Source organism: Litoribacter populi (genome assembly GCF_007483685.1).
Taxonomy (GTDB): domain Bacteria; phylum Bacteroidota; class Bacteroidia; order Cytophagales; family Cyclobacteriaceae; genus Litoribacter; species Litoribacter populi.
On sequence record NZ_VMKN01000001.1, the window covers coordinates 616,861 to 636,186 of the forward strand.

21 protein-coding genes are annotated in these 19,326 nt (G+C 45.1%); 2 read left to right on the top strand and 19 right to left on the bottom strand.

Annotated elements, in window-relative coordinates; translation table 11 throughout:
- The first annotated feature begins 8 nt into the window (after positions 1–8).
- Entirely contained in the window at positions 9–497 is a 489-nt protein-coding gene (locus FPL27_RS02515; protein ID WP_143959599.1) for a hypothetical protein, read from the top strand.
- A gap of 56 nt (positions 498–553) precedes the next feature.
- Here the strand turns inward: FPL27_RS02515 and FPL27_RS02520 are convergent, their stop codons facing one another.
- Positions 554–1,693, bottom strand: coding sequence for a PQQ-dependent sugar dehydrogenase (locus tag FPL27_RS02520; protein ID WP_143959600.1), 1,140 nt, complete (start codon positions 1,691–1,693; stop codon positions 554–556).
- A 171-nt stretch (positions 1,694–1,864) separates the two neighbouring features.
- On the opposite strand from FPL27_RS02520, the gene FPL27_RS02525 reads away from it, so the two are divergent.
- Positions 1,865–2,986, top strand: coding sequence for a sugar phosphate isomerase/epimerase family protein (locus FPL27_RS02525; RefSeq protein WP_143959601.1), 1,122 nt, complete (start codon positions 1,865–1,867; stop codon positions 2,984–2,986).
- 113 nt (positions 2,987–3,099) lie between these two features.
- Here the strand turns inward: FPL27_RS02525 and FPL27_RS02530 are convergent, their stop codons facing one another.
- The 18 genes from FPL27_RS02530 to FPL27_RS02615 form a co-directional block, all read right to left on the bottom strand.
- Entirely contained in the window at positions 3,100–3,678 is a 579-nt protein-coding gene (locus FPL27_RS02530; protein ID WP_143959602.1) for a precorrin-2 dehydrogenase/sirohydrochlorin ferrochelatase family protein, read from the bottom strand.
- Positions 3,679–3,688: 10 nt separating this feature from the next.
- Positions 3,689–4,462, bottom strand: a complete 774-nt coding sequence (gene cobA, locus FPL27_RS02535; protein WP_143959603.1) for a uroporphyrinogen-III C-methyltransferase — start codon at positions 4,460–4,462, stop codon at positions 3,689–3,691.
- A complete protein-coding gene (locus FPL27_RS02540; RefSeq protein WP_143959604.1) occupies positions 4,452–6,557 on the bottom strand; it encodes a HEPN domain-containing protein in 2,106 nt (701 codons plus the stop codon). The genes cobA and FPL27_RS02540 overlap by 11 nt, the downstream gene beginning before the upstream one ends.
- Positions 6,558–6,615: 58 nt before the next feature.
- Complete coding sequence (locus FPL27_RS02545; RefSeq protein WP_143959605.1) at positions 6,616–7,872, bottom strand: sulfate adenylyltransferase subunit 1; 1,257 nt, start codon at positions 7,870–7,872, stop codon at positions 6,616–6,618.
- Between the two features lie 46 nt (positions 7,873–7,918).
- Positions 7,919–8,818, bottom strand: a complete 900-nt coding sequence (cysD, locus tag FPL27_RS02550; protein ID WP_143959606.1) for a sulfate adenylyltransferase subunit CysD — start codon at positions 8,816–8,818, stop codon at positions 7,919–7,921.
- Between the two features lie 8 nt (positions 8,819–8,826).
- On the bottom strand, positions 8,827–9,525 hold the full coding sequence (locus tag FPL27_RS02555; protein ID WP_143959607.1) for a phosphoadenylyl-sulfate reductase: 699 nt from the start codon (positions 9,523–9,525) through the stop codon (positions 8,827–8,829).
- Positions 9,526–9,550: 25 nt separating this feature from the next.
- Positions 9,551–9,805 carry a DUF2061 domain-containing protein gene (locus FPL27_RS02560; protein WP_143959608.1) on the bottom strand — a complete coding sequence of 85 codons (255 nt, stop codon included), beginning with the start codon at positions 9,803–9,805 and terminating at the stop codon, positions 9,551–9,553.
- 76 nt (positions 9,806–9,881) lie between these two features.
- Positions 9,882–10,295: an RrF2 family transcriptional regulator gene (locus tag FPL27_RS02565; RefSeq protein ID WP_143959609.1), complete on the bottom strand. Its 414-nt coding sequence runs from the start codon at positions 10,293–10,295 to the stop codon at positions 9,882–9,884.
- 77 nt (positions 10,296–10,372) lie between these two features.
- Complete coding sequence (locus FPL27_RS02570) at positions 10,373–10,948, bottom strand: porin family protein (protein WP_143959610.1); 576 nt, start codon at positions 10,946–10,948, stop codon at positions 10,373–10,375.
- 231 nt (positions 10,949–11,179) lie between these two features.
- Complete coding sequence (locus tag FPL27_RS02575; RefSeq protein ID WP_143959611.1) at positions 11,180–12,568, bottom strand: sodium-dependent transporter; 1,389 nt, start codon at positions 12,566–12,568, stop codon at positions 11,180–11,182.
- 41 nt (positions 12,569–12,609) lie between these two features.
- Entirely contained in the window at positions 12,610–13,539 is a 930-nt protein-coding gene (locus FPL27_RS02580; protein ID WP_143959612.1) for an SDR family oxidoreductase, read from the bottom strand.
- On the bottom strand, positions 13,517–14,353 hold the full coding sequence (locus FPL27_RS02585; RefSeq protein ID WP_143959613.1) for a peptidylprolyl isomerase: 837 nt from the start codon (positions 14,351–14,353) through the stop codon (positions 13,517–13,519). The genes FPL27_RS02580 and FPL27_RS02585 overlap by 23 nt, the downstream gene beginning before the upstream one ends.
- Positions 14,353–15,288, bottom strand: a complete 936-nt coding sequence (gene hemC / locus FPL27_RS02590; RefSeq protein WP_185974279.1) for a hydroxymethylbilane synthase — start codon at positions 15,286–15,288, stop codon at positions 14,353–14,355. The genes FPL27_RS02585 and hemC overlap by 1 nt, the downstream gene beginning before the upstream one ends.
- Positions 15,288–16,196 (bottom strand): 30S ribosomal protein S6--L-glutamate ligase, encoded by a 909-nt coding sequence (rimK, locus tag FPL27_RS02595; RefSeq protein WP_143959615.1) that lies wholly within the window; start codon positions 16,194–16,196, stop codon positions 15,288–15,290. Before rimK ends, hemC begins: the two co-directional genes overlap by 1 nt.
- The gene (locus tag FPL27_RS02600; protein WP_143959616.1) at positions 16,193–16,639 is read right to left on the bottom strand and encodes an ATP-dependent zinc protease family protein; all 447 of its coding nucleotides are present in this window, start codon (positions 16,637–16,639) and stop codon (positions 16,193–16,195) included. Before FPL27_RS02600 ends, rimK begins: the two co-directional genes overlap by 4 nt.
- A complete protein-coding gene (locus tag FPL27_RS02605) occupies positions 16,636–17,778 on the bottom strand; it encodes a DNA polymerase III subunit (protein WP_143959617.1) in 1,143 nt (380 codons plus the stop codon). Before FPL27_RS02605 ends, FPL27_RS02600 begins: the two co-directional genes overlap by 4 nt.
- A 20-nt stretch (positions 17,779–17,798) precedes the next feature.
- Complete coding sequence (locus tag FPL27_RS02610) at positions 17,799–18,998, bottom strand: GlmU family protein (RefSeq protein WP_143959618.1); 1,200 nt, start codon at positions 18,996–18,998, stop codon at positions 17,799–17,801.
- A gap of 69 nt (positions 18,999–19,067) precedes the next feature.
- Positions 19,068–19,313, bottom strand: a complete 246-nt coding sequence (locus FPL27_RS02615; protein WP_143959619.1) for a type B 50S ribosomal protein L31 — start codon at positions 19,311–19,313, stop codon at positions 19,068–19,070.
- Positions 19,314–19,326 lie beyond the last annotated feature (13 nt).

Genomic DNA, 19,326 nt, shown 5'->3' on the forward strand with positions numbered 1-19,326 from the left:
CTACTTATATGTTTAAAAAAATAATGATTGTCGCCCTGCTTTTCGCAGGAATGTGTTTAGGCACCGAGGTAAAAGCTCAAGATTACAATACCGGCATAGGTTTGAGAGCGGGAAACAGTGCTGGGGTGACCATTAAGCATTTTCTTTCCAATGATGTCGCTTTTGAAGGTTTGATCCACAGCAGATGGAGAGGCATGATGCTGACAGGTCTTTTGGAGGTTCACCGCAACATCCCTGAAGCTCGTGGTTTGAGATGGTATTATGGCGCTGGTGCCCACGTAGGGTTTTTTAATGCCGCAGATAGAAGGTACCGTGGCTGGGGAGATCCAGACAGATCATATACCGTAGTGGGTATAGATGGTATTTTGGGATTGGAATATACTTTTGTAGAAATTCCACTTAACTTATCTTTTGACTGGAAACCTGCCTTTGACGTGATAGGTTACCAGAGATTATGGGCAGATGGATTTGCGCTTTCTGTCCGATATGTTTTTTAAATAAATTATTAAGTCATAAAAAAAGAGGTAGCGATCGGCTACCTCTTTTTTTTGTTCTATTCTTCAGGAATTAACTTGACCATAAGTCCCGTTCCTTCGGTGACTACGTAAATGTATCCATCAGGACTTTGAGCTACATGTCTGACACGGCCGATGTCTTGCAGAAGCTTTTCTTCCCCAGCATACTCAGTACCATCTAGCTCAACTCTAGCGACGTGCTGATGAGCTAAGGCGCCTATGAGCAAGTTGCCTTTCCAAGCGCCATAGCGGTCACTGGTGACTTGCACCATGCCACATGGAGCGATGGATGGGTCCCAGTAATGAACCGGTGGAGTTACCCCTTCTTTCTCAGTTTCCTCAGAGATTACGCTCCCGTCATAATCAATCCCATGGGTCACTAAAGGCCAGCCGTAATTTTTCCCTTTTTCGATAAGGTTCAATTCATCACCACCTTTTGGTCCATGCTCATGTGCCCAGATTCTGTTGTTTTCTGCATCATAGATCATTCCCTGAGGGTTTCGGTTTCCATAAGTCCAGATTGACTTCACCGCATTTGGCTCGTTTACAAAAGGATTGTCATCCGGGATACTTCCGTCAAGGTTTATACGGTGGATTTTTCCGTGCGAGTTCGTCAGGTCCTGGGCATTAGGCTTAGTGCCGCGCTCGCCAGAACTGAAATATAGGTAGTCTTCATTGTCAAAAACGATTCTGCATCCGAAGTGGACTCCAGAGTCTGTTGCTGGAGTTGTTTGGATAAGTTCTTCCTGGTCTACCAAATTATTTCCATCCAATCTCGCCCTCATGATAGTGGTGGCGCCACCGCCTTGGGTAGGCTTGGCATAGGCTATATACAGCCAATCATCCTTTTTCTGAATGTCCATCAAGCCTCCTTGTCCTCTGGCATACACATCCGGCATTCCCTGGACTTGTTCGCCAGTGTACCCATCATTTTCAAAGATGAGTATTTCCCCGCTTCTCTCTGTTACCAACATTCTGCCATCCTCAAGCCAAACCATTCCCCAGGGGTTTTCAAGATCTGAATATAAAGTGTCAACACTGAAGTTGAGCGTTTCGGAATTGACCACGTTGGTAGGGGACAGCGGCTCGCCGGTTTCATTGCCATTATTCTCCGAACAGGAAAATAGGGAAGTTGAAAGGGCAGCAGATAATATTAATGTATAGAGTGTGCTTTTCATTTTTAAAAATGGATTTGTGTAACTACAAGATACGCATTTTTCCTGTCCTTTTAAAAAGCCCTAGATTTTGGAATGGCGAATCCCTATCTGAAAAATCAATCGGCAGAAGGAAAGCATGCCTTAATTTTTTATCTTTAACCTATTACTTTCAAACCTTAAAAGAATTGACCTATGAACAATCCGATTTGGATTATGACCTCAGCATTTGATCAACTGGACCTTGATCAGACCATCGAGAAAGCCAAGGAAGCTGGCGTACAGGGACTGGACGTGTGTGTTTTTAGAAAAGACGGCACACGTGATGATTTCGTGGCCACTCATATGGATTATGAGAATTTTTCTCCCGATACGGCTAAGGAAATGATTGAAAAATTTAATAGGAATCAGCTTAGGATGTCGCTGGGTGCTTTTGATAACCTTATCGGCGGAGATGAGCAGCAAAAAATAAACAATCAAAACCACCTCCTTAGGCTTATCCGTATGGCCCACCTCATGGGAGGGGATGAAAACGATATAAAGGTGGGGACATTTGTAGGATATAATCATGAGCTGGGGGTTCAGGAAAGAGGTTTTCAAAAAAATCTGGAAGAATACAAGAAGGTTTTTGAACCCATCATCAAATATGCCGAGGATCTAGGAGTAACCATTTTGTATGAAAACTGCCCAATGGAAGGATGGCGGTCAGCAGGATTTTCCAGTACCTATAACAATCTACCAGGAGTACTTGCCGCAAGGAAACTGATGTATGAATTGATCCCGAGTAAAGCACATGGTGAGATTTATGATCCATCGCATGATGTGTGGCAACATGTGGATCCTACAGAGGTAATCGAGCATACGGATATGGGCCGACTTAAACGGATCCATGTAAAGTCCACAAGAAACGGCAACAGTCCTTTTTGGGGAAATATGTATCCAATGCATTTGGTAGAGGGAGAGTTGGCGAAGAAAGCCGGAGTGCCGACCAGTCAACATGAATGGGACAGACATCATTATGAGGCAACCTTACCTGGATTTGGGGTTGGGGATAATATGGACTGGAGAAAATTTATCAATACTTTAAAAGCCAAAAACTTCAGCGGGCCGTTTGAAATTGAAAATGAAGCCGCACTGAGTAAAGGCACTGGAAATATGGGAGCCATCATGCAGGGCTGCAAAGCCACGGTGCTCAACCTTGCCCCATTGCTGTGGGAGCTCACTGAGGAGGGATACGCCTATAAAGGGGAACAAAATCCTCTGAAAGACCTCAACCGCAAGGATGTACCGGTTGTGACTATGAAGGAGCTGAAGTAGGATAGCCTGATGAGAGATAACCGCAAAGACAACAAGAATCGCAAAGTGATGGAGTTTTCATAAACCTTTACGCTTCTTTATTTCTTTGCGGTTAATTTTTATTTGTAGTAAGGTTAATTTCTGCTCCTGACCAAAGTCTCGGTGATCTTGTTCATCAGTTCAACTTTTTCCTCAAAGTCACCCTTTAAAGTTTTTCTGTACTCGTTGAGGTTATTGACCAAGTCATCGATGTCCTCAGGGATCACCTCCTCTAGCAGCTGCCGTAGCCGCTTTGCCGTAGTGGGTGATTTACCATTGGTACTGATGGCGATTTTGACGTTTCCTTTGGTCACGATGCCGCCGAGGTAAAAATCGCAATAGGCCGGTGTATCCGCCACATTGACCAACAAATACCTTTCCTTGGCATCATGATAAATCTCATGGTTGGTTTCGGTCACGTCGGTGGCAGCGATCACAATATGCTTGCCTCCGAGATACTTGGTTTGGTAGGCATCCACAATAAGCGTGACATGGGACTTCCCTTTGGCCAGCTGCCTTACCTCCTCGCTGATTTCCTTTGCTACCACGGTAACATGTGCGTTTGGACTGGATTTTAGCAGGAAAGTGAGCTTTTCCAGCCCTACTTTTCCGGCGCCTACCAGCAGCACGTTCAGCTGGTTGACCTTGAGGAATATGGGATATAACTCGTTCATGGTTTTGATATTAGTAGTGGTTAATATAAACAGCCTCCCTGTACACATCCATCAGCCTTGGACTTTCTCTTACAACCTCGCCGATGATGATAATTGCAGGTGTTCCTACTCCGGCAAGGGTCGCCTTTTCTTCAATGTCCTCAATGTTTCCAGCCACAATCTTTTCCTCCTTGGTGGTACCGCTTTGGATGACGGCGATAGGAGTGGAGGCGCGATCGGCCATTTTAAAGAGCTGGACGATTTCAGGCAATTTGCCCATTCCCATTAGCACGACTACTGTAGCAGTTGACTGGGCAGCCAGTTCAACGTCGCGGGACAATTTGCCAGCAGAGGTGGTGCCGGTGATGACCCAGAAACTTTCCGAAACGCCCCTTTTGGTGACCGGTATGCCCGCAGCTGCAGGCACGGCCACACTGGAGGTGATTCCCGGTATGACTTCAGTGGCCACTCCAAAGCTTTGGATATAATCCACCTCCTCTGCCCCTCTTCCAAAGACAAATGGATCCCCGCCTTTTAAGCGAACCACGTGCCCGTGTTTTTTTGCGTGGTAAACACAGAGGTGGTTGGTCTCCTCCTGGGGATTGCCCTTAACCTTATTCCTTTTGCCTACATAAACTTTCAAGGCTGACTTTGGAGCATGGTTCAAGAGACTTTTATCCACCAATGCGTCGTATAATACCACATCAGCTTTGCTGAGGGCCAAGATTCCTTTCCAAGTGATCAGTTCTGGGTCCCCCGGTCCTGCGCCAACCAATGTTACTTTTGGATTGATGTTATTTCTCATTTACTACCTCCTCTCTTCTGTACTCATTTATAGATCCAAACACCTCTAAGGCAGCATTGAAATATTGCTTGGCAAATTCTGGGGAAGGCTCATTGTCCTTCATCTGGTATACGATGCTGCTGAAAGAATTCCCCAAGTCCAATTTGGAAGTTTCGGTGAAAGCTTCCTCAAATATGGAAATGATATTTGCATAAGAATTTGTGCTTTCGCCAACTGACAACAATAAGGCCTTGGCCGCATTGATCATCCCGGTATAAGAGTGGTAAATGCTGTCAGCCCATCTCTGCTCTTCCAAGGCTTCCTCGGCATTGGCCAGTTTTTCCCTAGCCTCAAGCAACAAGGTGGCGACCAAGTCTATGACCACTCCGGCACATTCACCGACACCCACTTCCTTGACATACGGCTGGTCATTGCCCCAGTCCACGAAGTCCGACTCCTGTATGTCGTCGGTGGAGGAGAGATCCTTAAGTATGTCGTAGAAATACTTCTGACCCTGGTGGTCGTAATAGTCAGGGAAGGCAAAGCCATTGCCGTTTGCCTCAAAATCATTCAGCAATACCCTAAGCGCCTGAGGGCCTCTTTTGCTCGGGATCTTGATCACCTTATCGGCAAATACACCTTTCCCGTCACCTAAAACACGTCCGCCCAGCAATACCTGAAGGGCAGGAACCACGGATTTTCCCACTTTAATGGACATACCCTGAAAGCCAATCGAGGCCATGTTGTGTTGGCCACAGGCATTCATGCATCCGGAAATTTTGATCGTCAGATCCTGGTTGGAAAGGTATTGCGGGTATTCTTCCAAGATCAGGTCCTCCAGCACGGTAGAGATTCCCGTACTGCTGGCAATGCCGAGATTACAGGTGTCGGTACCTGGGCAAGCGGTGATATCTCCAAATGAATTGTAGCCATGGGCCACAAAACCTAATTTTTTCAGCTCTTGGTAGAAATATGGGATCAGTTCCTCTTTGACATCTCTGATGAGAATATTCTGCCTCAAAGTGAACCGAAGCTCATTGTTGGCATAGGTTTTTACCAGATCCGCCAACAGTCTTGCCTTATCTGTGTAGAAATCTCCAAGTTTTACTTTGATTCCGATGCTGACATAACCTTCCTGCTTTTGAGGAAGGACGTTGGTCAATTTCCATTTTTCAAAGGCAAGGTCAAGCTTTTCTTTCACTGCAGGAATGGCAGGGGAAGGCAAAGTCCGGGACGCTTCATAGGAGGCAAAATCAATTGGATAGACCTGAAAAGGCAAGGCTTTCTGTTCTTCCTTTACCAAACCCAGAAAGGCTTCTATCCCCAGATCCTTGACCAGATATTTCATCCGGGCCTTCATTCTCTTGGCTCTTTCACCATGCCGGTCAAAAACCCTCAGTACTCCTTCGATGAATGGGATCAGCTGATCTGCCTCCAGGAAATCAGTGATTTCATCAGCATGTCTAGGTTGGGAACCCAGTCCTCCTCCCAAAAGCACTTTGAAACCTCTTGTTTCGACACCGTTGATCGATTTGATTTTTGGGATAAAACCAAGGTCATGCAGATAGCTCAAGGCCGTATCCTCATCACTTGATGAAAAAGCCATTTTGAACTTTCTTCCCATTTCCTGACAAATGGGGTTTCTCAGGAAATATTTGAAAGTGGCATCTGCATATGGGGTCACGTCAAAAGGCTCATTTGGATCCACGCCGGCTTTTTCAGAGGCGGTGACATTTCTGACGGTATTGCCGCAGGCCTCACGGATGGAGACATCATCCTGCTCTAGTTCAGCCCAAAGTTCAGGTGTTCTGTCCAGGCTTACATAATGGATCTGTATGTCCTGGCGGGTGGTGATGTGGAGGCGGCCGGTAGAATATTTGTCAGCCACATCAGCTATCCGCTTCAACTGCTCGGAGGTGGCCATGCCGTATGGAAGCTTGATCCTGATCATCTGCACGCCGGGCTGGCGCTGACCGTAGATTCCCCGGGCCAGTCGAAGGCTTCGGAACTTTTCCTCATCTATGGCCCCGTTTCTGAAGAGGGCTATCTTTTTTTCTAATTCAATAATATCTTTTTGAACTAGAGGGTTCTCCAGTTCGGTTCTAAAGCTTTCCATGATGGTGGTGGTTTAATAGGTTGTTATTAATAAAAAGAGGGTGGATTCCTACCCTCTTTTATTGAATGAATCCTACACTTACGGTGTCCAGACTGCCTTCATCGATGAGGATAAAGCTCCCGTTGTCCCTGTTTTCCGTGTAAGGATCATAATGGATGGGTTTGCTCAATTTAAAATTCACTTTTCCAATGTCGTTCAGCTGAAGCCTTTCGGCAGGAATTTCACCACTGAAATCCGTTTGGATGAGATGTTCGATGCTCTGAACTTTTGCAAGGACGCTATTGACGCCATGTTGGAGGATAAGCTTGCTGCCTACCTGTAAGGGAGTTTGGTTCACTTGGCAGAGGATTGCGGACAGTTCCTTTTCCGAGCGGGGCAATTCTGTTGATTTTACCAGCATGTCCCCTCTGCTCACATTGACTTCATTTTCCAGTGTAATGGTGACGGAGCTCCCCGGCTGGGCAACTTCATAGGTCTGGTCAAAGAAGTGTATGGATTTAATGCTGGTTTTGGTAAATGAGGGCAATACCGTCACCTCATCGCCCACCGCCAAAGGGCCTCCTTGTAATTTTCCGGAAAAGCCCCTGAAATCATGGTACTTATCAGTTTTGGGCCTTATTACATACTGGACTGCAAATCTTGCGGCTGTATTTTCCACCAAATCCTGAGGCTCCAGTACCTCCAGGTGATCCAATAAGGTGTTGCCTAAATACCAAGGCATGTTTTCTGACTTGCCGGCAATGTTGTCCCCCTTCAGTGCGCTTACAGGAATAAAGGTCACCTGCTCGAAGTTGTAATTGCTTTTCTCGATCAAGGCTTCAAAATCACCTTTGATCTTGAGGTAAGTGTCCTCGTCAAAATCCACCAGGTCCATTTTATTGATGGCTACCACGACATGATTGACCCGAAGAAGGTTGTTGATGAAGAAGTGTCTGTAAGTTTGCTCGATCACCCCTTTTCTGGCATCCACAAGAATAATGGCTACCTGGGAGGTGCTTGCTCCGGTTACCATGTTACGGGTGTACTCCACATGGCCGGGTGTGTCTGCTATGATATAATTGGTGTTCTCTGTGGAGAAATATATATGGGCCACATCGATGGTGATGCCCTGTTCCCTTTCGGCCACCAGGCCGTCGGTGGCCAAGGAGAAGTCCAGGTAATCAAATCCTTTTTGCTTTGAATTTCTTTCGATTGCCTCAAGCTTGTCATTGGTCAGGGAGCGGGTGTCGTAGAGCAGCCTACCGATCAAGGTGCTTTTTCCATCGTCCACAGATCCCGCGGTTGCTATTTTGATGAGTTTTCTATTGTCAGACATAGTGAGTTCAATTTGAATGATAGGCTTTAATTTGAGAGGAGGGGGGTTAGAAATAACCGACCTTCTTTCGGTTTTCCATGGCTGCCTCCGATCGTTTGTCATCGATCCTTGCTCCGCGTTCCGAAATGGTGGAGGATTTGATTTCCTCTACCACCGAATCCAGGGTGTCAGCAGTGGAGAGGACTGCTGCCGTGCAGGTCATGTCCCCTACCGTCCTGAACCTGACCGTTTCCTCAAGTACTTCCTCATGCGGTTCCCTATACACGTGCTCATTGGCCGTCCAGATCATGCCGTCACGGAAGAACACTTCCCTTTTATGTGCGAAATAGAGGGAGGGAATCCTGATGTTCTCCGTTTTGATATATTCCCATACGTCAAGTTCCGTCCAGTTGGAAATGGGGAAGACCCGCACATTCTGGCCTTGGTGAATCCTGCCGTTGAGCATGTCAAAGAGTTCGGGACGCTGGTTTTTTTCGTCCCATTGGCCGAAATCATCCCTTACGGAGAAAATCCTCTCCTTTGCCCTTGCCTTTTCCTCGTCTCTTCTGGCGCCACCAATACAAGCGTCAAACTTGAATTCCTCAATAGCATCCAGCAGGGTAGTGGTCTGCAGGGTGTTCCGACTGGAATATTTGCCTTTCTCCTCCCGGACTTTTCCCTGGTCAATACTGTCCTGGACTTTTCTTACTATAAGTTCAAGGCCCAGTTCTTCTACCAGCTGGTCCCGAAATACAATGGTTTCAGGAAAATTATGGTCTGTGTCCACATGCAAAAGAGGGAAAGGGATCCTTGCCGGATAAAAAGCTTTTTGAGCTAACCTCACCAAGGTGATGGAATCTTTTCCTCCCGAAAACAGCAGCACCGGTCTTTCAAACTGTGCGGCTACCTCTCTGATGATATGAATGGATTCTGCTTCTTTGGGGTTTGGTATCAAAATATTGCTCATGTTCAAAATCATTTAGTGTGTAATCCACATTCTTTACTGGAACTCTCCCACCACCATCTTCCGGCCCTGGGATCTTCATCTGGGCCAATGGCTCTGGTACAGGGAGCGCAGCCTATGCTGATGAAGCCTTTGTCGTGCAAAGGGTTATATGGAATTTTATGTGTTTCAATATAGGTCAGTACCTCCTCAAAAGACCAGTCAAGTAAAGGGTTGTACTTGATGATCTGGTTGCCTTCATCCCACTCGACCTTGTTCATTTGGCTCCTGTTCTGGTTTTGGTTAGCCCTCAGGCCTGTGACCCAAACCTTCTGGCTTTTTAGTGCCCGCTTTAAAGGGGCAACTTTTCTGATATTACAACAGGATTTTCTGTTTGCCGGGGAATCGTAGAATCCGTTTATACCCTGTGCTGCCACTAAACTTTCCACGTCTGTACTTTCTGGATAGAAAATCTGGATCCTTTTTCCATATTTAGCCTCTGTTCGGGCCAGCAGGTCCAGCGTCTCAGGAAACAACCTCCCCGTGTCCAAGGTGAAAATATGGACATGAAGGCCGCCTGTGGCAATTATTTGTGTAAGCACCTGGTCTTCTTGCCCAAGGGAAGTTGAAAAGACTACTCCTTGAGGAAAAAGGGTAGCTACCTCCCGTAGTCCATCCCATGGGGAAAGATTGCTAAGGGCGGTATTGAGTTTTTCTACAGTGCTTTTCATATTCCTTTAGCTTTGAATGTTGTGGTTATGCTTTTACTTTCACCTTGGTTATCTTCTCCCATGCCCTTTCGTGGAAATAATAAAGCAGGATTTTACTTACTACTTCCACTGAGCCTATCGAAAGTGCCATTTTGATTTGGCCGGTGACAAAGTAAGAAATGACAATGGTGTCAATCGTTCCGACTGTCCGCCAGGAGACAGACTTCACAAAACTTTTAATGTTGCTGTCTTGGCCGGTGGTATCAACAAACCATTTTTTAATTGGCTGGTCCAAAATCATAGGTCAATGTCTAGGTGGAGAGACAAAAGTATATAAAACCTATAAAAAAAGTAGGGTAAGTAGAGAAAAAAATTGCTTATTCTTTTAAAATGTCTTCTAAATTTTTGTTGTCCAGGGTTTTAAGCATTTCGTCCCTTACCTTAATCATTACTCTGTGAATCCCACATGTAGCCTCATCTTGACATTCCACGCATGATTCATAGTAATTAAGGCTGGCGCAAGGGACCAGTGCGATAGGGCCATCAAGTAATCGGATGATCTTGGAAAGGGAAATTTCTTTTGGTTCTTTGATAAGGTAATATCCTCCTCCCTTGCCTTTTTTGCTTCCCAATATTCCGGCTTTTTTCAGTTCTAGAAGGATGTTTTCCAGGAATTTGTGCGAGATGCCATAGGCTTCAGAAATTTCCTGTATTTGGACAGGGGTCCTCTCTTCCTTCTGCCCTAAATGGGTAAGGGCGTGGAGCGCATATTTGGTCTTTTTGGAAAGCATACCCAAAAATAGGGTTTTTCATCAATCAATACATAAAAAAAGCCTTCCGGTTAGGGAAGGCTTAATATATTTTCATTTTAAAACAACCTGATACCCAAAGAGAGTATCAGCTGGTTCATGCGCTGGTCGGTTGGGAAACCTGCCACACTGTCACTTGTATTGCCCAATGGGCCTTCATACTTCAAGTCAAGGATAATGTTGGCGATATCCAAACCTATACCTGCCTGATAACCGATCGTATTGTTATTATACTCTACCCCGTTGCCATCGAAGCTTGAGCTCAAGAGGAAAGAAGCAACCGGACCTGCTTGGATACGGAAAGCATTTCCGAATTTCAAACCTAGCATCACCGGTATATCAAGTCTGTTGAAAGTAGCCTCATAGCTTACGGGAGCTCCTGTACCAGAAGTTTGCTCAATTTCTCCACCGGTGTTGGTATATAAAACTTCCGGTTGAACAAAGAAAGACCGGCCCCCAAGCCTCACAAAACCACCAAGGTGGTACCCCAATCTATTGGAACCTGAAGAATATCCGTCTCCGTTTACGCTAATGTTTCCTTGGCTTACACCGACTTTTGGCCCTATGGAAAAATCCTGTGCCTGTGCGCTGGCCGCAAAGAAAAGGCAAAATGCTGCAATTAGTAACTTTTTCATGATGTAAAGTTTTTAATGGTCTAATAATAAAGTGTAGTTGGTTCAAGTCCATAGATGAGTCTACTGGATCAGTTTCCATTTTGAAATAAAGCAAAAAGAGTGCTTGAAAGTTTAAAAGAATCAAACCGTAAATGTTAAAAAAGGAATTTCTAATTATAAATGGTAGCGGAAGATACAAAAAAAGGGAACCAGTTGTCCAGTTCCCTTTTTTATTAGTTTTTTTAAAATGGATCAACCGCCTTCTCCCGGTTCTCCTAATAGGCCTACCATGTTCAATAAAACAAGTAGAATAACTACAGGACAGATGATTCTGATAAAGAATATCCAGGCCTTTCTGGCGAAGCCTTGAAATATTGGAGATCCCAATGCTAGTTCGTTAGCGTAAACTTCAATCTTCTGAGCCCAACCGGTGTAAAGTGCAAGCATCAAGCAGATAACTACCACGGCTAAGGTTCCAAAGAAGAAATCCATCATGTCAAAGAATCCGGATTTGATAATGCCGAAGAAATTAACCGTCATTTCATTGAAGAAATTACCTTCAATTGAGGAAAGGGCTGAAGGAATGGACAAGGCCATAGCAGCGATACCAATAGTCCAAGTAGCTTTCTTTCTTGACCATTTCTTTTCGTCAATGAAATAGGAAACAGGTACCTCAAGCATGGAAATACTGGATGTAAGGGCTGCTACCAAAAGCAAAAGGAAGAATAGGGCTCCAATGAAGTTTCCTCCTGGCATGGCGTCAAATACTGCTGGAAGTACTTCGAAAACCAGTGCAGGTCCTGCTGCAGGATCTTTACCTGGAAGAAGAGCAAACAAGGCTGGGAAAATCATCAATCCGCCCAAAAGAGCAACACCACTGTCCATACCGGCAATCCATCCAGAGGACTGGATTACGTTGTTGTTTTTTGGCAAATAAGAACCGTAAGTAATCATAAGACCCCATCCTACAGACATAGAGAAGAAGGCTTGTCCAAGAGCGGCAAGAACTACTTCACCATTGATTTTGGAGAAGTCAGGAGATAAATAATAGCTGATACCTTCGCTTGCGCCTGGCAATGTAACCGCACGACCCGCAATGAAAAGGATGATAAGGAAAAGAACCGGCATAAGGAATTTTGCAGCTTTCTCGATACCACCAGAAATACCACCCAACACAATACCAATTGTCATCAAAAGGAATAAAAAACAAAGAGGAACTACGTACATCGGGGTGTCCTGAAATTCCTCAAAGTTGACTGGGATATTGACCAACTCAGTAAAGATGTAACCAATAGTCCAACCAGCTATTACAGAATAGTAGCTGAGTACGCAAAAACAAACCAAGATACAAAGGGCTCCGGATGCTTGCCAGAATTTGTTGCCTCCTGTGGATCGGATTGCTCCGACTGGATTTTTACCTGATTTTCTACCTAATGCAATTTCGTTGAGCAATAAGGGTAAACCGATAAGCACCACGCAAATAATATACATAAAAACAAAGGCTCCCCCACCATTCTCACCTGTAATGTAGGGAAACCTCCAGATATTGCCCAGCCCAACTGCTGATCCGGCTGCCGCCATAATAAATCCAAAACTGGAGCCCCATTGGCCCCTACCTTGAGTATCCGTACTCGTTGCCATAAATGTTTATAAAATTTGTATTATTTTAAAATTGTTGATTTTTAAGAATTGGCTAATTTAAGTTGTTTTGCTAAAATACCAATTCCTTCTGCAAAACTTTTCGGCCTAAAATCCAATACTTTTTGGGCCTTTTCTAAGATTAATCCAGTTTTTGAAGGCCGCTTTGCCGCTTGTGTAAAAGTATCACCGCTGACTTTTTCCATATAGCCTTTATCCAATCCGAAATAATCTGCAGTAGCCAAGGCCATATCATAAGGTGTCAGGAAGTCTGGGCCACAAATGTTGAAAATTCCAGTGGCTTTTTTATGCATTATGGATTCAATGCCTTGAGCTAAGTCTTCAACCAATGTAGGAGATCGCCACTGGTCCGATACCACTTTGATATGCTTTTGGGCCTCGAGATTTTCCTTAACCCACAAGATAATATTGGATCTGCTGCCTCGGTGCATGGTACCATATACAAGTACGGTCCTCACTATAGCCCAAAGGTCAAGTCCGGCTTCCTTCACGAGGTATTCTCCCTCCAATTTGGTCTGACCATAATAATTGACAGGATTAGGATTATCCTCCTCTGTGTAAGGGCCACTCTCCCCATCAAATACAAAGTCTGTCGAAATGAAGATAAGATGAGCACCCAGTTTTTTACAGGTCTCCACGATGTTTTTTGTACCTATCACGTTCTGCAAATGGCAAATCTCTTGCTTTTCCTCACATTGGTCAGCTTGAGTCATTGCTGCAGCATGGACCACCACCTCGGGTTGGAACATTTCAAATACTTCTGTCACATGTGCTTTATCTGTGACATCCATTTGGTGATAAGAACATTCCCAGTCCTGTGGTAGTCTGCTTTCACCTCTGCCCGTAGCTAGTACCTGATATTGTTTGGTAAGCAAAAGGGCTATCAGTTTTTGTCCCAATAGCCCATTTGCGCCTGTTACCAGGACTTTCTTAGTCGATGTATTCAAACCCATAGTCTCTAGTAATCCGCTCCTTGGAAACCTTCTCGACTTTTACTGTCATGAAAACCGGTTCCCGAGGTTTGTCAGCAGGTCCAGTGGGTTCTTCTGCGATCTTGTCTAAAACTTCTAGACCTTCCACCACTCTTCCAAATACTGTATAGGCATCATCCAAATGTGGCGTTCCTCCTACAGTTGTATACTTTTCGATCTGTTGGGAGGATAGTTTTTTGTCCAGATTTGTGTTATAAAACCTTTCCATTTCCTCTTTATGAGAAAGCATGAGTTTATTGATGCCATTGAAGTCCCCAAATTCATACAATTGGGTATACTGCTCCCGAAGGTTGCGGTTGCTTTCAAGTTGGGTGTAGCGCATGAAGCTTTCCTGAAGGCGTTTCATGTCGGTGGTGAGTTCAAGTTGGTCGTAAACTCTCCCCTGCACAATGTAAAACTGTGTGCCGCTCGACCTTCTTTCTGGATTAATATTGTCGCCTTGTCTGGCTGCTGCAATCATTCCCTTGGAGTGAATGCGATGCTTGTGAATTTCGGCAGGAATGGTGTACCATTCATCCTCCGGCAATTCCTCCTTGCCAAATACATCTCCACCTTGAATCATGAAATTCTTGATGATTCTATGAAACTCGGTAGAGTCATATCTATTGTTTTCAGCTAGGGAAATAAAGTTTTCCTTGTGTTGGGGGGTGTCGTCAAACAAAACCGCGTACATGTTACCATGTCGGGTTTCAATGGTCACTAGGTAATCCTTTTCAGTAGCGCAAGAAGCCGCAAAAAGGCCCATCAAGACCAAATAGAGTAGATTTTTTTTCATTATTTATTGATTTCAGCCTTTATTTCCCGAAGGATACGGTCTCCTCCCGAATTGAGTACTAAGTCGGCCAATTCTCTACCAAGCTTTTCCGCTTCACTCTGTGGGCCTTTCACATGATGGATGATTCTTTGCTGACCATCTAGGCTTACGATTCCACCTTTTAAGGCTACCTCATCACCCTCAATTTCTGCAAGTGCATATACCGGAATGCTACAGCCACCCTCCAGTACTCGGAGATAGCTTCTTTCGGCATTTAGTCGATAGCCCGTCTCTTCATGGTGGCAGGCCAAAATGATTTTCTCCCGGATTTCCTTATCCAGAGTAGCCGCAGCTTCCACTGCAATGCTGCCCTGTCCAACTGCAGGAGTGAATTCGTCAAGGGAAAGCTCGTGACGGATCAAATGGTCATACTCCATTCTATGTGCTCCGGCATAAGCCAGCAATAAAGCATCACAAACCCCTGATTCCATCTTGGCGATTCGGGTTTGTAAATTTCCCCTTACTTCCACAGTTTTGATGTGTGGATAATAATGCTTCAAGGTGGCTACTCTTCTTGTGGAGCTAGTGCCCAAGAGAAGCGGTTTGGTGCTGTCCTTGTAGTCAATGTCAGCTCTGTGGCTGAGGATTATATCATTTACTTTTTCCCTTTCGGTGAAAGCTATTATTTCAAATCCTTCCGGTAAAGAGGACTGCATATCCTTGGCGCTGTGCACAGCGATATCGATAGCTCCACTGTTAAGCTGGTCTTCCAGCTCCTCGGTAAATACTCCCTTACTCCCAATCTTGGCAATGGATACATCCAAAATCTGATCGCCCTTGGTATCGATGATCACGATTTCGCTTTCAAGGCCTGTGTTTTTCAGTAAGTCGGCAATGTGATAGGCTTGATATAAGGCCAGCTTGCTTCCTCTGGTTCCGATTTTTACGGCTCGCATTATTCTTTGATTTTCCGTTTAAAGTTCTTTTTACCCACCGAGTCCTCGATATATTCCACGATTTTCCCGGCGATGTTGATACCGGTGGCCTTTTCTATGCCTTCCAAACCTGGAGAGCTGTTTACCTCAAGGATAAGGGGACCTCTATCGGACTGGAGCATGTCTACACCGGCAATATCTAGTCCTAGAGCTTTCGCGGCTCCCAAAGCAGCCAGTCTTTCTGTTTTGGATAATTTAATTATTTCGGCCTTCCCGCCTCTGTGGAGGTTTGAGCGGAATTCACCCTCGGCGCCTTGACGCTTCATGGCACCCACTACTTTGCCATTCACCACAAAAGCACGGATATCGGCACCTTTTGCTTCCTTGATGAATTCCTGCACGATGATCCTGGCCTTAAGACCGTGGAAAGCCTCGATTACGGATTGACCCGCTTTTTTGGTTTCTGCCAATACTACTCCAAGACCTTGTGTCCCCTCTAGCAACTTGATGATGAGAGGAGCACCGCCCACGTGTTCAATGAGTTGTTTTTCTCCCCCTTTGGAAAAGTTGGTGAAAGCAGTTTTTGGCATGCCCAAACCTGCTTTGGAAAGTATCTGTAAGCTTCTCAGTTTGTCGCGGCTACGGACAATGGCTTGAGATTCCACCGCCGAAAAGACTCCCATCAGTTCGAATTGGCGGACTACCGCCGTACCATAAAAGGTCACGGAAGCACCGATACGGGGAATAATGGCATCAATGCCTTGCAGTTTTTCCCCTTTGTAAATAATGGAGGGCCCTTCCTGCTCGATGACAAGGTCGCAAAGGGAGTGGTCCACAATAATTGCTTCATGCCCTGCTGCTATGATGGCTTGGTGTAAGCGCTTTGTGGAGTAAAGGTGGCTATTTCTAGATAGTATGGCGACTTTCATCGGGTTGTTTTTTTGAAATGATGAGAAAGGTTGACCTGGTCCACATCTACCAAAAACCGGCCTTTAAGGGTTTTTCTCCCGATTAGGATGGCGTTTCGCATTTTGGACCGGTCGGATAGGGTGAATTCAGCTTCAAATTCTTCGCCAAACATAAGCACTTTTGTGATGATTTTATACCTTATCTCGGCTTGTCCAAAAGAGTTTTTTACTTTCTTTTGGGTGTAATTGGTTGTCTGGAAAGTTTCTCCGGTATATTTAATGTGGGTAGAGGGTAATAATCTGAATTCCAGTACTTTTTCACCTTTGATTGTTTTCTCCTCTGCATATTCGCAGTGGATGCTGCTGGTGTAGGCACCGGTGTCTACTTTTGCAGAAATCAGGTTGAGCCCCCATTTGGGCAAGGTTATCTTTTCTCGTCTCCCAATGATTCTTTTTTGTTTCATAGGTTTTTGTTTCGTAGCACCTTTGCAATTGAAAAGGAAAGGTCAGTCATCAATATTTTGGGACTGGCATTTCTTTCCAAATGATAATGTGCATCATTCAAAAGTTGATAGATGGCCATGATTTTATTTTCTGTCATGGCTTTCAATGAAAAATTTTCGATAAAATCCTGGTCAGATGGTGCTGTCCTCATCAAATCATCCAACTGACTTCTTTTCAACAAGCTTTCTCGCAATACGTTTAGCCCAGTCAAAATCAAAGCTTTCTGAGCTTCCTTATCAGAGGCTGCATAGGCATCGGATTGGGTAAGTATCTCGTTGATGTCCACGGTAAAACAGTTTCTCATCCAGCTTTGGAATTTGGAAGTGTTTGCATCAGCCACCTGATCTGAAAGCAGATAAGCCTCCCTCATGCTCCCATCGGCCAAAGGCGCAATCTGCGCTGCAGCCTCAGAAGAGGTTATTCCTGAATTAGTGAGGTGCTTTTTGATTTCATCATCCTGAAATGCCCTGACTAAAATCTTTTGGGTCCTTGACAGGATGGTGGTTAAGAGCTTTTCAGGATGGTTGGTCACCATAAGGAAAAGGGTTTTCTCAGCCGGTTCCTCCAAAATCTTTAGGATGGCATTAGCAGCCGTCACGTGCATGTATTCCGGTGCCCAGATAAGCATGATTTTGTAGCCTCCCTCAAAAGACTTCAGGGACAAAGTTTTAATAATCTGCTTGGCAGCAGCTTTGGAAATGTTGAGCTGCTTGTTCTCAAAAGCGCTATGGTAGTTCCAGTCCTGAACGTTGCCATAAGGCTGGTTGAGCGCAAAAGTTCTCCAAGGTGACATGACGTCCACCTTCTTTTTATTGCCATCATCCCCATCACTGATCAGGTTTCCTGGCACGGGGAAGGTGAATCCCACATCGGGATGGATAAGCTTGGCCATTTTCTGGCAGGAACCGCATTCTCCACAGGCATCCTCCTCTCCTCTGTTTTCGCAATTGACATAGGTAGCCAAGGCCAGGGCCATGCTGAGGTTGGGCGAACCTTCTGGTCCGTGAAACAACAGGGCATGGGCCAAGTGGTTGTTCTTGATTGCTGTAATTAACCTTTGCTTGGTTTCGTCCAAGCCGGGGATGGATGCAAATAACATGTCGGAGAATTAGGTTCTTTCTAGGCTTCTTTGTCCCAAATGCGATAGGCCTTGGTCAGGTCAAAAACCTTCTGCAATATAGCCTTTTCTGTGGCATCAAACTCGAGTTTTCTTCTTTCCATCACCTTGGACGCTACTTCCTCAAACTTGCGGAACTGGAAAGTGGTAAAACCTGCGGCTCCGCCCCAAGAAAATGAAGGAATAAAGTTTCTGGGGAAGCCATCTCCGAAGATATTGGCCCCTACGCCCACTACTGTACCGGTATTAAACATGGTGTTGATGCCGCATTTAGAGTGGTCAGCCATCATGAGCCCGCAAAACTGCTGGCCTGTATTGCTGAAGCCCCCGCGGGTGTAGTCCCACAATTTGACAGTTGCGTAGTTGTTCTTAAGGTTGGAGGTGTTGGTGTCCGCACCAAGATTGACCCATTCGCCCAACACACTGTTTCCCATAAAGCCATCATGGCCTTTGTTGCTGAAGCCAAAGATCACCGAGTTGGAGACCTCACCGCCCACTTTGCTGTAAGGACCGATGGTAGTGTCGCCCCGCATTTTCGCTCCCATGTTGACTGTAGAGTGCTCGCATAGAGCAAAAGGCCCCTTGATGATGGCGCCTTCTTGGATCACAGCATTTCTGCCGATATAAATCGGGCCGTCCTCAGCATTTAATATGGCTGCCTTGATGTTTGCACCTTCCTCAACAAAGATATTGTCTTCATTGTAGGTGACAGTATGGGGGTCGTTGATGCCTGCGGATATTTTTCCTTTAGTCACCAACTCAAAATCATTCTTTATCTCCGAGCCGTTGTGTTGGAAAATGTGCCAGGTTTTGTGAATGGCTGTAAATTCCCCGTCAAACTCCACACGCTCTTTGTTTTTGGCAGTTTCTATTTGAAATTCTGACGGATTCTGTTCTGCAGTAGCCAGCAAGGTTTGCTCTTTCCATAAAGCTTGGTTAGCACCAAGTCCTTTGATGGCTGAGATTAACGCCTCATTGGGGCAGAGTATGCCATTGATGATGATGGCTGGTTTATGGTTATGGCTGAATTTTTCTTGGAGATAGTCCTGAGTGATAAAGCCCGTGGTAGCATTGAGGTGCTTTTCCCACTTTTCGGCAATGGTAAGTATGCCCACCCTGATGTCAGCAATAGGTCTAGTGAAGGTAAAAGGTAACAAAGTGCCCCTGTAGGCCGCGTCATCAAATAAAATAATGTTTTCCATAAGCACAAAAATAAAAAAGTCTCCCGGAAAACAAGTTCCAGGAGACTTTTAAGTCTGGAATTAAACAAATTACTGCTTTTTGTATCTTCTGTTGAATTTCTCAACTCTACCAGCTGTATCCAATAGCATTTTCTTACCAGTGTAAAAAGGGTGAGAGTTTGAGCTTACTTCAATCTTGTAAACTGGGTATTCTTTGCCGTCTTCGTAAGTGATGGTTTCGCTAGTCTCGATAGTAGACTTAGTCAAAAACATATATTCGCTAGACGTATCGTAAAATACTACGTCTCTGTAGTTAGGATGAATGTCTTTTTTCATTGTATTACCTATT